This is a genomic window from Xanthomonas campestris pv. phormiicola, assembly GCA_025666215.1.
GTDB classification, from domain to species: domain Bacteria; phylum Pseudomonadota; class Gammaproteobacteria; order Xanthomonadales; family Xanthomonadaceae; genus Xanthomonas_A; species Xanthomonas_A campestris_A.
Genome location: CP102593.1, coordinates 2,989,810 through 3,003,633, shown reverse-complemented (window position 1 = coordinate 3,003,633; position 13,824 = coordinate 2,989,810). Strand labels below are relative to the sequence as shown.

The window sequence follows — 13,824 nt, the reverse complement described above, 5'->3', positions numbered from 1 at the left end:
GCCGGCGCGAGGTCCTCGCGCCGGCGCTGCCGAGGGCGGCGCCGCGCGCCGCGCCCGGCTCAATGCGACTGCAGGTAGCGGCTGAACGCGAGCATGTCCACGCTGCCCCAGCCGGACACGGCGTCCCAGCCCGGCGCTGCGCTGTAACCGTCGCCGTACAGGCCGTTGTCGCCGCTGGTCACGTCGTGTTTGCCGTCCGCGTTCTTTGCATAGGCATACAGCGCCGGTGCGACGAAGCCGATGCGGTTGCCATTGGCCTGCAGCACCCGTGCGAGCAGGCCGGCGAAGGTCGGCGTCGCGGCGCTGGTGCCATAGACATAGCCGCTGATCTCGTTGCCGTTGCTGCCGGTCTGCAGGACGAACGCGCTGCTGTCGCCGGAGCCGTTGAAACTGACGTCGGGCACTGCGCGGTAGCCGCTACGGACCATGTCGGGGATCAGGGTCTTCTGCCAACTCGGTGCGCCGTACAGCTTGCTGATCCCGCCCTGGGTGATGCCGTGACCACGATGCGCGTTCCAGGCGATTTCGCTGCCATAGGTGCTGCTGGCGCCGGCAGGGGTACGCAATTCGGTGGCGCCAACCGCGATCACGTAGGGGTGCGAGGCAGGGAAGCCGACCTGGCGCTGCTCCGGCTTGCCCAGCAGACTGGCGTAGTAGGGCGGGTTGTCGCTGGCGCTTTGCGGCGTGTAGATGCCGTCGTCGCCGCTGCAGAACAGGAAGTTCTGCCCATTGCCGACGGCCTGGTTGAGGCTGGCGTTCAGGGCCTGGTAGATGTCCTGCGAGACGGAGCCCTCCGGTCCATAGATCGAGGTGCTGACCACTCTGGCCGCATTGTCGTCGACGGCGCGCTGCACGCCGTCGATCAGGCTCTTCCAGGAAAAGTCCGGCACGTTGTAGATGATCAGCGTGCGCAGACCGCCGGCGTTGCCGAGCAGCAACTGGGTGTCCATGTCCCATTCCACTTCGTTCTGCTTGCTGGCGTCGCTGGAGCGATAGCCGGCCGCGGCCGGATCGCCGACCTGCACGACGCGCACGTTGGCGCGCAGGCGGTGCTGCGCCTGGAAGCTGGCCAGGCGCACCAAGGTGTTCTCCAGGTTGCCTGCGGCGATGATCGCGGCGCTGGTATCGGCGGCGGCGGGCAGGCTCGCGGCGTTGTACAGCACCGGCAGGTCTTCCACCTGATGCATCACGGCCACGGTCCCCGTCGCTGCGGCCGTCGCCTGCGGCGACACCGCGGCAGCGGTGTCGGCCTTGTCCAGCTGCCGTGGAAAAATCCGCGGTGGCGCTGCGTTGCGCACGGTGTCCAGGCCAAGCACGCCGACCACGCTGCCGGCCAGCGCGGCCGGCACCTTGGCCGCGCCTTCGTTGACGTAGTGGGTCTGGCCATTGGCGGTGTAGCTGCGGATCGCGGTGTCGAACGCAGCCTGGATCGCGCCGACGCTGGCGCTGGCCTGCAGCAGGCTGCCGTTGCCGGCCACGCGCACGTCGCTGATGCCCTTGCCGAGCAGGTAGTCGGTGACCCGCTGCACGTCGGCGGCGTTCGGCGTCGCCAACGCCTTGGCCCGCGCCTGCAGGGCCGGGTCGGCGGCGATCTGCGCCGTCAGCGCCGCTGTCGCCTGGCGCAGCGCAGCCGGATTGGCCGGCCTGAGCACGATGCTGATGTCCAGCCGTGCGTCCAGGGGAGCCGGGCTCAGCGCCTGCTCCGGCCGGGCGAGCGCATGGCCAGCGGCGACCTGGCTGCCGGTCGCGGTCTCGACCCAGCCATTCGCGGGAGCGGCGCTGGCGACGGTTGAAACGGCGCACAGCGCGCTGCTCAACAGAAGTTTGCGGGAACGATGTCTTTTCATTTTTTGATGCTCGCTGCCGAAGGGAGTTGGCTGGACACTGCTGCTGGGAAGAAGTTCCGTTTTGCCTGCCGCCGTCTACGAGATTTCAGGGCCGGTGCCGGCAATCGGCGCGCCGGCGCCTGCGCTGCCTGCCGCGATAGCGTCCGGGCCGAAGCGGAGCCGTATGGCGTCGCGCGCAGGCGATGGCATTTGATCGGAGAATTGTAATTTTATAACATTACAAAAAAAGGCGTTCCCCCGTGCCCCGTCATCCTGTTCCCCGTGCCCGTCATCCCATCCTGCTCCGTCGTCGCGCGCCAGGGCCGGGGAGCGTATGAACCGCCGCGAATGGCTGGGCCTGGCCAGTGCTGCGCTGTTGTTGGCGCCGGGGTTCGCGCGCGCCGCCGCGCCGCGCCTGCTGGCCTGCACCCTGGAGACCGAGGCGGGCCGCCTGCGTCTGCGCCTGCAACTGGAGACGGCGGTGGACTACCGGATCTTCGCCCTGGCCGCGCCGGAGCGGCTGGTACTGGATCTGCCCGAGGTTGCCGCCGCGCCGCCGCCGATCCTGCCGCCGGTGCAGGACAGCGTGGTCGCCGCGATCCGCAGCGGCGCGCACGACAACGGCCTGCGCATCGTGCTGGACCTGCGCCGGCCGGTGGCGGCCAGCGCGCACTGGGATGCCGCTGCGGGGCCGTCGCCACAGTTGCTGCTCGACCTGGGACCGGCCGACGCCGCGGCTGCCGCGCCCGTCGCCGCGCTCGTCGTGCCGTCGCGCACCTCGATCGCGACGCCGTCGCGGCCGCGGGTGGTGGCCATCGATGCCGGCCATGGCGGCAAGGATCCGGGTGCGGTCAGCGCCGACGCCCGCTACGAAAAACACGTGGCGATGGCCGTGGCCGGACGCCTGTACCAGGCGCTGCAGGCCGACCCGCGCTACCGGCCGACGCTGATCCGCAGCGACGACCGCTTCGTGCCGCTGCACGAGCGGGTGGTGATCGCGCACCAGCGCAAGGCCGACCTGTTCGTATCGATCCATGCCGATGCGGCGCCCAACCGCAGCGCGCAGGGCGCCTCGGTGTTCGCGCTGTCGGAGAACGGCGCCAGCTCGGCGCTGGCGCGCTGGATCGCCGACAGCGAGAACAGCGCCGACCAGTACGGCAATGTCGCCGAGCGCTATCTGCGGCAGAAGGATCCGGTGCTGTCGAAGGTGCTGGTGGACCTGTCGATGAGCGGCACCATCGCGACCAGTCTGCAGTTCGGCAAGCGCATGCTCGGGCGCCTGCAGCAGGTCACCCGCCTGCACCAGGGCGATGTCGGCCAGGCCGGCTTCGCGGTGCTCAAGTCGCCGGACATTCCGTCGCTGCTGGTCGAGACCGGCTTCATGAGCAACGCCGACGATTGCCGCCGCCTGGTCAGCGATCGCCACCAGGAAGAGCTGGCGCAGTCGTTGCAGTTGGGCATCGACGATTACTTCCAGGCGTTCCCGGTCCACCATGCCTGAGCCGATGCCGGTCTGCGGCCGCGCCGCTGCGTTCCCCTCCACTTGCCCTTTGCCAATTCCATGAACCTACCGAAGCAATCGCCGCTGCCCGATATCGCGTGCAGCGAACCGTCCACGATCGCCGCACCGCTGCACTGGGTCGGCATGGACGGCATCGCCGTGCCGGTCCGCTTGTGCGATACGGCCGATACCGAGCGCCTGCCGGCACAGGCGGCGTTGCATGTCGACTTGCCTGCGGCGCAGGTCAAGGGCATCCACATGTCGCGGCTGTACCGGCTGCTGGACGAATATGCGGAACAGGCGCTGTCGCCGTCACGCCTGTCGCAGCTGCTGCACGCGATGGTGCATAGCCATGCCGACTGTGCCTCCACCGCGGCAAGGATGTCGCTGCGCATGGCGCTGCTGCGGCGCAGTCCGGCGCTGCGCAGCGCCGGGCTGGCCGGCTGGAAGGCGTATCCGTTGCGCATCGACGCGGTACTGCGGGGCGACAGCGTACGCATCGAGGTCGGCGTGGAGGTGCTCTATTCCTCGACCTGCCCATGCTCGGCGGCGCTGGCGCGGCAGTTGCTCAGCGCGGAGTTCCTGCAGCAGCACGCCGAGCACCCGTCGCTGCAGCGCGATGCCGTGGCGGCCTGGCTGTTGCAGCACGGCAGCCACGCGACTGCGCACAGCCAGCGCAGCATCGCCACCTTGCGGGTGGCGGTGCCGCCGCGCGCGGCAAGGTTCGATCTGGACGCGCTGATCGCACTGGCCGAGCAGGCCCTGGCCACGCCGGTACAGGCGGCGGTGCGGCGTGCCGACGAACAGGCGTTCGCCCGCCTCAACGGCGCCAACCTGATGTACGTGGAGGACGCCGCACGGCGCCTGCAGCAGGCGCTGGCGACGCGCTATGGCGGCGTGCGGATCCAGGTGCGCCACCTGGAAAGCCTGCATCCGCACGATGCGGTGGCCGAAGCCGGCGACCTCGACGCCGCGTCTGCAGAGCGGTTCGCGGCCGGCGAGGGGGGCGACGGCGCATCCGCGCATCCGGCGCCAGGCGTCCCATAACGCGAAAGCCCCGCCAGGGCGGGGCTTTTGTGGTTTTCGCTGCAGGCGAGGCGGCGATGGTGCTCCCTAGGGGGCTCGAACCCCTGTTTTAGCCTTGAGAGGGCCACGTCCTAACCATTAGACGAAGGGAGCAGGTTGGTCGCATCGATTGCAGGGCGCTAGTATATGGGGCTAGCCGCCCGCCGGCAATCCCGCAACTCGATACGGAAGCGCCATCATCAATCCGCCAGTTCCTGTGCCGTTCACCCTGCAACTGATCCCGCGCGATCAGCACAACGTCTCGCGCAAGGACATCAGTCCCAATGCGTTGCGCGTGCTGTACCGGCTGCGCGAAGCCGGCTTCGGCGCGTACCTGGTCGGCGGCGCGGTCCGCGACCTGCTGGTCGAGCTGCAGCCCAAGGACTTCGACGTCGCCACCGACGCCACCCCCGAGCAGGTCAAGCAGCTGTTCCGCAACTGCCGCCTGATCGGCCGCCGCTTCCGCCTGGCGCACGTGGTGTACGGCCGCGAGATCATCGAAGTGGCCACGTTCCGCGCCAACGTCGACGACGGCAGCGGCGACCGCGAGCTCGACAACGGCCGCCTGGTCCGCGACAACGTCTACGGCAGCATCGAGGACGACGCGGTGCGCCGCGACTTCACCTGCAACGCGCTGTACTACGCGATCGAGGATTTCTCGGTGCGCGACTACACCGGCGGCTTCGCCGACGTGCAGGCGCGGCTGATGCGCATGATCGGCGACCCCGAGCAGCGCTATCGCGAAGACCCGGTGCGCATGCTGCGCGCGGTGCGCCTGGCCGCCAAGCTGGATTTCGAGATCGAGCCGGCCACCGCCGAGCCGCTCCCGCGCCTGGCCGGGCTGCTGGCCGAAGCGGCGCCGGCACGGCTGTTCGAGGAAGTCCTGAAGCTGTTCCTGTCCGGCGACGGCGTGGCCAGCTTCGAAGGCCTGGAGCGTTACGGCCTGCTCGCCGCGCTGTTCCCGGAGAGCGCCGCGGCGCTCACTTCCAACCGCAGCGGGGCGTTGCGGCGGATGCTGATCGAAGGCCTGCGCAACACCGATGCGCGCGTGGCCAACGACGAGCCGGTGTCGCCGGCGTTCCTGTTCGCGCTGCTGCTGTGGCCGGCCTACTGCCGCGCGCTGATGGCGCTGCAGAAGCAGGGCATGCAGCTGGAAGAGGCGCAGCGCCGCGCCGCCGACCGGGTGACCCTGCACCAGCTGAGCACGGTGGCGCTGCCGCGGCGCTTCTCGCTGCCGATGCAGGAGATCTGGCTGCTGCAGTCGCGCTTCACCTCGCGCCAGCGCAAGCGGGTGGTGCGGACCCTGTCGCACCCGCGTTTCCGCGCCGCGTTCGATTTCCTGATCCTGCGCCAGTCGGCCTCGGCCGAGCACGAGGCCGACATCGCCTATTGGCGGGAACTGCAGCAGCAGCCCGGCTACGCGCCGCCGCCGCGCGGCTTCGACCCGGAGATCGACTACGTCGGCGACGAGGTGGCGATGGCCCCGGCCGACAGCGAGGAAACCCTCAAGCGCCGCCGGCGCCGGCGGCGGCGTCCGGATGCCGCCGCACCGGCCGAGTGAGCGACCCGATCGTTCCCGCGCCGGTGCAGGCCTGCATCGGCCTGGGCGGCAACCTCGGCGATGCGGTCGCGACCCTGCGCGCGGCCATCGCCGAACTGGACACGCTGCCGCACACGCGCCTGTTGCGCGCCTCGCAGCTGTACCGCAGCCCGGCCTGGGGCAACCAGGCGCAGCCGGACTTCATCAACGCCGCGGCCGTGCTCAGCACCGCGCTGCCGGCGCCGGAGCTGCTGCAGGCGCTGCTGGCGCTGGAAGCCCGCCACGGCCGCCAGCGCGCCCCCGGCGAGCGCTGGGGCCCGCGCACCCTGGACCTGGACCTGCTTTTGTACGCCGAGGCGGTGATCGACCTGCCCGGGCTGCAGGTACCGCACCCGCACCTGCACCAGCGCGGCTTCGCCTTGCTGCCGCTGGCCGAGATCGCCGCCGAGGCGAGTATCCCCGGCCATGGAACGGTGCGTGACAGACGCGACCGCATCGAAACCGACGGGATCGTGGCAATCGGTAGATAATGCCCGGCTTATCACCGCACCGCATGAGCTTATGAGCAGCCACGCCGACAGCAAGCCCTGGACCGTTCCCGCCCTGGCCGAGGCCAAGCGCCGCCAGCAGAAACTGGTGATGCTGACCGCCTACGACGCCGGCTTCGCGCGCGCGTTCGACGCCAACGGCGTGGACCTGATCCTGATCGGCGATTCGCTGGGCATGGTGGTGCAGGGCCACGACTCGACCCTGCCGGTGACCGTGGACGACATCGTCTACCACACCGCCGCGGTGGCACGGGTGCTGCAGCGCGCGCTGCTGGTGGCCGACCTGCCGTTCCAGTCCGACGCCACCCCGGAGCGCGCGCTGGACGCGTCGACCCGGCTGCTGCAGGCCGGCGCGGAGATGGTCAAGCTGGAGGGCGCCGGGCACAAGCTGGAGGTGATCCGCTTCCTCAGCGAGCGCGACATCCCGGTGTGTTCGCACCTGGGCCTGACCCCGCAGTCGGTGCTGACCTTCGGCGGCTACAAGATCCAGGGCCGCGAGGAGGCCGCCGCGGCCAAGCTGCTCGACGACGCCAAGGCGGTGGCCGCCGCCGGCGCCGCGCTGCTGGTGCTCGAATGCGTGCCGTCGCCGCTGGCCGCGCGGATCACCGCCGCGCTCGACATCCCCACCATCGGCATCGGCGCCGGTCCCGACTGCGACGGCCAGGTGCTGGTGCTGCACGACTTCCTGGGCCTGGACAGCGGCCACCGGCGGCCGCGTTTCGTCAAAGATTTCCTGGCCGACGGCGGCTCCATCGCCGGTGCCGTGCGCGCCTACGCCGACGCGGTGCGCGCCGGCACCTTCCCCGACGCCGAACACGCCTACGCCAAATGATCGACACCATCACCGACCTGGCCCGGCTGCGCGCCGTCGTTTCCGGCTGGAAGCGGCAGGGCCTGCGCGTGGCCTTCGTGCCGACCATGGGCAACCTGCATGCCGGGCATTTCTCGCTGGTGATGCTGGCCCGGCAGTACGCCGACCGGGTGGTGTCCAGCGTGTTCGTCAACCCGACCCAGTTCGGCCCGAACGAGGACTTCACCCGCTACCCGCGTACCCCCGAAGCCGACACCAGCGGCCTGGAAGGCGCCGGTTGCGACGTGCTGTGGCTGCCGACGGTGGAGAGCATGTATCCGCTGGGCGTGGAGCTGGCGTTGCGCATGCACACGCCCGGGGTCAGCGAAGTGCTGGAAGGCGCCTGCCGCCCGGGCCATTTCGACGGCGTCTGCACCGTGGTCGCGCGCCTGTTCAACCAGGTGCAGCCGGACCTGGCCGCGTTCGGCAAGAAGGACTACCAGCAGCTGGCGGTGATCCGGCAGATGGTCGCCGACCTGGCGTTCCCGATCGAGATCCTGGGCGGCGGCATCGTGCGCGAGGCCGACGGCCTGGCGATGAGCTCGCGCAACCAGTACCTGTCGGCCGAAGAGCGGCCGCGCGCGGCGCAGATCCGCCAGACCCTGCTGGCGATGCGCGACGGGCATGTCGCCGGGCAGCCGCGCGCCGCGATCGAGGCGGCGGCGACCCGACAGTTGCAGGAGGTCGGCTTCGAGGTCGACTACACCGTGCTGCGCCTGCCCGACCTGAGCGAACCGCACGACCAGGACGGCCCGCGCGTGGCCTTGATCGCCGCGCGCCTGGGGCGCACCCGCCTGATCGACAATCTGGAGTTCTGAGCGCGGCGGCAGTGCGTTGTGGCTGCCATGGCGTCGGCGCCGTGCCGAATGCGGTCGAGAGTGGCGGATCGCCGGTTGGCCTCGCGCCTCGCGACTGAAGTCGCTCCCACGGGGGGCTGTGAGCCGGCTGGGTGCACTGCAGGAGAGGCTTGAGCCGAAGCCGCCAGGCCCGCCGCTTGGCGACGCGATCGGCAACCGCGGGATCCGCCGCGCGACCGGCCGCGGTTGCGTCGCCCGCATCGCGCATTGCCGCGTCAGGCAGCCAAATCATGTCCTGCGCTCGGCATGCCGGGACGCGCGGTGGACAACGCCATGCACCTGCAGCCAAGCCTTGCTGCCACCGCCGCTTAACCCCTCGGCTGTTAAACTGCGCGTCTTTCCTCACCGCAGTACCGCAAGCATGCAACTGAGCCTGTTGAAGACCAAGATCCACCGCGCCACCGTCACCCATTCGGAGCTCAACTACGAAGGGTCGATCGCCATCGACGGGCTGTTGCTGGACGCCACCGGCATCCGCGAGTTCGAGCAGGTGCATATCTGGGACGTCACCAACGGCGCACGCTTCAGCACCTACGCGATCCGCGCCGACGAAGGCAGCGGCATCGTTTCGCTCAACGGCGGCGCCGCGCGCCACGTGCAGGTCGGCGACCTGATCATCATCGCCGCCTTCGCCGGCATGAGCGAAGAGGAAGCCGCGCGCTTCCAGCCGACCCTGGTCTACGTGGACGGCGCCAACAAGATCACCCATACCAACCACAGCATCCCGAAGCAGGCCGCATGACACAGTCCAACGGTTTCGACGCACTGCACTCCCACGCCCAGCGTTTGCGCGGGCTGCGCCTTCCCGAATTGCTGGCCGCCGAGCCCGGCCGGGTCGACGACCTGGCGCTGCAGGTCGGACCGTTGTACTTCAACTTCGCGCGGCAGAAATACGACCGCGCCGCGCTCGCCGCGCTGCTCGCGCTGGCCGCCGAGCACGACGTGGCCGGCGCGTTCCAGCGCCTGTTCCGCGGCGAGACGGTCAACGTCACCGAGGGCCGTGCCGCACTGCATACCGCGTTGCGCGGCGAGCTCAGCGGCGCGCCGGTCGCGGCCGAAGCGAACGCCAGCGCACGCGAGGTGCAGCAGCGCATGCGCGCGCTGATCGAGGCGCTGGCGCAGACCGAGGTCACCGACATCGTCAGCGTCGGCATCGGCGGTTCCGACCTGGGCCCGCGCCTGGTCGCCGACGCGCTGCGTCCGGTCGAAGGCGCGCGCTTCCGCGTGCATTTCGTCTCCAACGTCGACGGCGCGGCGATGCAGCGCACGCTGGCCACGCTGGATCCGGCGCGCACCGCCGGCGTGCTGATCTCCAAGACCTTCGGCACCCAGGAAACCCTGCTCAACGGCCAGATCCTGCGCGACTGGCTCGGCGGCAGCGAACGCCTGTACGCGGTCAGCGCCAATCCCGAACGCGCCGCCAAGGCCTTCGACATCGCCGCCAGCCGCGTGCTGCCGATGTGGGACTGGGTCGGCGGGCGCTATTCGCTGTGGTCGGCGGTGGGCTTCCCGATCGCGCTGGCGATCGGCGCCGACGGCTTCGAGCAGCTGCTGGCCGGCGCCGCGCAGTTCGACGAGCACGCGCTCACCGCGCCGCTGCAGCGCAACGTGGCGGTGCTGCATGCGCTGACCACGCTGTGGAACCGCAACGTGCTCGGCTACGCCACACAGGCGGTGATGACCTACGACCAACGCCTGGCGCTGCTGCCGGCCTACCTGCAGCAACTGGTGATGGAAAGCCTGGGCAAGCGCGTGCGCCTGGACGGCAGCCCGGTGCAGGCCGACACCGTGCCGGTATGGTGGGGCGGCGCCGGCACCGATGTGCAGCACAGCTTCTTCCAGGCGCTGCACCAGGGCACCAGCATCGTGCCGGCCGATTTCATCGGCTGCATCCACAACGACGCTCCCTACACCGTCAACCACCAGGCGCTGCTGGCCAACCTGCTGGCGCAGACCGAGGCGCTGGCGAACGGGCAGGGCAGCGACGACCCGCACCGCGACTACCCGGGTGGCCGCCCGAGCACGCTGATCCTGCTCGACGCGCTGACCCCGCAGGCGCTGGGCGCGCTGATCGCGATGTACGAGCACAGCGTCTACGTGCAGTCGGTGATCTGGGGCATCAACGCCTTCGACCAGTTCGGCGTGGAACTGGGCAAGCAACTGGCCAGCCAGCTGCTGCCGGCGCTGCAGGGCGAAACCACCGAGGTCGCCGACCCGGTGACGCGCGCGGTGCTGGCGCGCTTGCGCGGCTGAGCCGCGCTTTCGGGTGTCCTGCAACGGGGCCTTCGGGCCCCGTTCGTTTTTGCCGCGCGCTACGCTTCCGGTATCCGTGAGCGGGCTCGTCCTGCACGGCAGGCGCCGACTGCCCGCTCGAGAAACCGCAGCGGGCTCACGCACCTTGCTTGTCGGTTGACCTGCCGCGCGATAGCGCAGAGAAGTCTGTGGGAGCGACTTCAGTCGCGACGAGCGGAGATGGGCGCTGCAATCGTCCGACTGGATCGGCGCTAAAAACGCTGCGTCGCATGACGCCGCAGACCGTCCACAGAGGGCGCCATCGCCGCGTCAGAGTTGCGCAGTTCTCCGGCACGGCAGTGTTGCGGCGCAGCAAGCGTGTTTGCCGGCGCGAACAGGGCGGTGGCTGGCGATGCTGCGATCACGCGGCGGGCCGGCCTTGCCGGTATTCCATCGCTATAGCGCAATCCAATATCCATAGCGGGACCAGGCATACCTCGCGACCTTGTTGACAGGGTCGGGGCGATTAATGAAGCGTAGGCCCCGGTCGCGCGTCTCGGGAGGGAGCGCGGTCGCCGTGTGTCGTGCGTTCGCCGTTCCTGGGAGGGAAGATCTTGCAAAAACAGTCCGCTGGCGTGTCTGCGCCGATTCGCACTGCGCTGGCCACCGCGGCCGCGCTGGGCCTGCTTGCGCTGGCGGCGGCCGGCCCCGGCCGATCGGCTCCGGCCGCCCCTGCCGCCGCCGCCGCCGCACCGCCGGCGATCCACCCGCAGCTGTGGCCGTCGCCGGCCTGGCCGCTGGCCGAGGACGCGGCGCTGGAGGCGCGCATTTCCAAGCTGATGGCGCAGATGACGGTGGAGCAGAAGGTCGGGCAGATCGTGCAGGGCGACATCGCCAGCATGACCCCGGACGACGTGCGCAAGTACCACATCGGCTCGGTGCTGGCCGGCGGCAATTCCGACCCCGACGGCAAGTACGACGCCAGCCCGGCGCAGTGGCTGAAGCTGGCCGACGCCTACTACGCGGCGTCGATGGACAAGGGCAACGGCGGCCTGGCGATCCCGATCATCTTCGGCATCGATGCGGTGCACGGGCAGAGCAACATCGTCGGCGCCACCCTGTTCCCGCACAACATCGGCCTGGGCGCCACGCGCGACCCGGAGCTGATGCGCAAGATCGGCGCGGTGACCGCCGCCGAGACCCGCACCACCGGCATGGAGTGGACCTTCGCGCCGACCGTGGCGGTGCCGCAGGACGATCGCTGGGGCCGCACCTACGAGGGCTATTCCGAATCGCCCGAGGTGGTCGCCAGTTTCGCCGGCAAGGTGGTCGAAGGCCTGCAGGGCGTGCCCGGGCAGCCCGGCTTCCTCGACGGCTCGCACGTGATCGCCTCGGTCAAGCATTTCCTCGGCGACGGCGGCACCACCGACGGCAAGGACCAGGGCGATACCCGGGTCGGCGAACAGCAGCTGCGCGACATCCACGGCGCCGGCTATCCGCCGGCGATCGCCGCCGGCGCGCAGACGGTGATGGCCTCGTTCAACAGCTTCAACGGCGTGAAGATGCACGGCAACAAGCCGATGCTGACCGACGTGCTGAAGGGGCAGATGCATTTCGGCGGCTTCGTGGTCGGCGACTGGAACGGCCATGGCCAGGTGCCCGGCTGCCGCAACGACGACTGCCCGGCCGCGTTCAACGCCGGCGTGGACATGCTGATGGCGCCGGACAGCTGGAAGGGCTATTACGAGAGCGCGCTGAAGGCGGTCAAGTCGGGTGAGATCCCGATGGCGCGGCTGGACGACGCGGTGCGGCGGATCCTGCGGGTGAAGCTGCGGCTGGGCCTGTTCGAGGCCGGCAAGCCGTCGCAGCGTCCGCTCGGCGGCAAGTTCGAACTGCTCGGCGCGCCCGAGCACCGCGCGGTGGCGCGGCAGGCGGTGCGCGAGTCGCTGGTGCTGCTGAAGAACCAGAAGCAGCTGCTGCCGCTGAAGCCGCAGAGCAAGATCCTGGTCGCCGGCGACGGCGCCAACGACATGGGCAAGCAGGCCGGCGGCTGGACGCTGAACTGGCAGGGCACCGGCACCAAGCGCGCCGACTACCCGAACGGCAACACGATCTGGGAGGGCCTGCAGGCGCAGGTCGCGGCCGCCGGCGGCAGCGCCGAACTGGCGATCGACGGCAACTACCAGAACAAGCCCGACGTGGCGGTGGTGGTGTTCGGCGAGAATCCTTATGCCGAGTTCCAGGGCGACATCGCCACGCTGCTGTACAAGCCCGGCGACGACAGCGACCTGCAGCTGATCAAGAAGCTCAAGGCCGAAGGCATTCCGGTGGTGGCGGTGTTCCTGAGCGGGCGTCCGCTGTGGGTGAACCGCGAGATCAATGCCGCCGATGCGTTCGTCGCCGCGTGGCTGCCGGGGTCGGAAGGCGGCGGCATCGCCGACGTGCTGCTGCGCAAGCCGGACGGCGGCATCCAGTACGACTTCCACGGCAAGCTCAGCTTCTCCTGGCCGCGGACTGCGACCCAGTACGCCAACAACGTCGGCCAGAAGAACTACAACCCGCAGTTCGCGTTCGGCTATGGCCTGCGCTACGCCGACAAGGGCGATCTGATCCGCCTGTCCGAAGTCTCCGGCGTGTCCGGCGCGCAGGCGGTGGGCGGGGTGTACTTCGAGCGCGGCAAGCCGGCGGCGGGCATCAACATGATCCTGCAGGGCGCCAGCCAGGCCAATCTGCCGGCGGTGACGACCCCGGCGGCGCTGGCCGACGGGTCGCTCAAGGTCACCGCGATCGACCACAAGGCGCAGGAGGATGCGCGCCGCTTCGAATGGTCGGGCAAGGGCAGGGCGGGGATGGCGCTGGTGCTGCCCAGGCCGCTGGACGTGTCGCGCGAGAGCAATGGCGACGTGCAGCTGATCCTGACCCTGAAGGTGGATGCGGCGCCGAGCGGCAACACCCGCATCGGCGTGACCTGCGGCAACGGCTGCGCCGCGCAGGTCGATCTGGGCCCGCCGCTGGCGGCGCTGCCCAAGGGCGAATGGCGCACGCTGGGCGTGCCGTTGAAGTGTTTCAGCGTCGCCGGCGCGGACGTCTCCAGGCTGGAGCGGCTGCCGGTGATCGAGAGCGACGGCACGCTGGACCTGGCGCTGTCGCGGATCGCGCTGGGCGCCAGCAACGACGCGCAGAACGTGGTCGACTGCCCGGTGCGCTGATGCGCACCTGACGCGCATGTGGCGGCGCCGTCACTTGCCGGCCTGCCGCTGTACGGACACAAGCGGCGCAGGGCGGGAATACCAGGGTTGCAGCGGACAGGCAGCGGCCGCGACATGGGCCGCCGCCTGCTGTGCGGCGGCATGGTGGCGGTCGCTCGCGGTTGCGCTGACCCTTCAAAAACAACGCCCGTCCGGA

Annotated in this window: 10 protein-coding genes and 1 tRNA gene; 9 read left to right on the top strand and 2 right to left on the bottom strand. The window is 70.1% G+C overall.

Annotated elements, in window-relative coordinates; genetic code table 11:
* Positions 1-59: 59 nt before the first annotated feature.
* Positions 60-1,817 (bottom strand): S53 family peptidase, encoded by a 1,758-nt coding sequence (locus NRY95_12410; protein UYC14552.1) that lies wholly within the window; start codon positions 1,815-1,817, stop codon positions 60-62.
* A 343-nt stretch (positions 1,818-2,160) separates the two neighbouring features.
* Between NRY95_12410 and NRY95_12405 the strand changes: the two genes are divergently transcribed.
* On the top strand, positions 2,161-3,327 hold the full coding sequence (locus tag NRY95_12405) for an N-acetylmuramoyl-L-alanine amidase (GenBank protein ID UYC14551.1): 1,167 nt from the start codon (positions 2,161-2,163) through the stop codon (positions 3,325-3,327).
* Between the two features lie 60 nt (positions 3,328-3,387).
* Complete coding sequence (gene folE2 / locus NRY95_12400) at positions 3,388-4,374, top strand: GTP cyclohydrolase FolE2 (GenBank protein UYC14550.1); 987 nt, start codon at positions 3,388-3,390, stop codon at positions 4,372-4,374.
* 57 nt (positions 4,375-4,431) lie between these two features.
* Here folE2 and NRY95_12395 read toward each other — a convergent pair.
* Positions 4,432-4,506, bottom strand: a tRNA-Glu gene (locus tag NRY95_12395).
* A 103-nt stretch (positions 4,507-4,609) separates the two neighbouring features.
* Between NRY95_12395 and pcnB the strand changes: the two genes are divergently transcribed.
* The 7 genes from pcnB to NRY95_12360 all read left to right on the top strand — a co-directional run bounded on the left by pcnB (position 4,610) and on the right by NRY95_12360 (position 13,628).
* Positions 4,610-5,953 carry a polynucleotide adenylyltransferase PcnB gene (pcnB, locus tag NRY95_12390; GenBank protein UYC14549.1) on the top strand — a complete coding sequence of 448 codons (1,344 nt, stop codon included), beginning with the start codon at positions 4,610-4,612 and terminating at the stop codon, positions 5,951-5,953.
* Entirely contained in the window at positions 5,950-6,462 is a 513-nt protein-coding gene (gene folK, locus NRY95_12385; protein ID UYC14548.1) for a 2-amino-4-hydroxy-6-hydroxymethyldihydropteridine diphosphokinase, read from the top strand. Before pcnB ends, folK begins: the two co-directional genes overlap by 4 nt.
* A gap of 31 nt (positions 6,463-6,493) precedes the next feature.
* A complete protein-coding gene (gene panB / locus NRY95_12380; GenBank protein ID UYC14547.1) occupies positions 6,494-7,312 on the top strand; it encodes a 3-methyl-2-oxobutanoate hydroxymethyltransferase in 819 nt (272 codons plus the stop codon).
* Positions 7,309-8,148: a pantoate--beta-alanine ligase gene (gene panC / locus NRY95_12375; protein UYC14546.1), complete on the top strand. Its 840-nt coding sequence runs from the start codon at positions 7,309-7,311 to the stop codon at positions 8,146-8,148. Before panB ends, panC begins: the two co-directional genes overlap by 4 nt.
* Positions 8,149-8,548: 400 nt before the next feature.
* A complete protein-coding gene (locus tag NRY95_12370; protein ID UYC14545.1) occupies positions 8,549-8,929 on the top strand; it encodes an aspartate 1-decarboxylase in 381 nt (126 codons plus the stop codon).
* Complete coding sequence (pgi, locus tag NRY95_12365) at positions 8,926-10,440, top strand: glucose-6-phosphate isomerase (protein UYC14544.1); 1,515 nt, start codon at positions 8,926-8,928, stop codon at positions 10,438-10,440. Before NRY95_12370 ends, pgi begins: the two co-directional genes overlap by 4 nt.
* A gap of 818 nt (positions 10,441-11,258) precedes the next feature.
* Positions 11,259-13,628, top strand: a complete 2,370-nt coding sequence (locus NRY95_12360) for an exo 1,3/1,4-beta-D-glucan glucohydrolase (GenBank protein ID UYC18579.1) — start codon at positions 11,259-11,261, stop codon at positions 13,626-13,628.
* Positions 13,629-13,824: the final 196 nt, after the last annotated feature.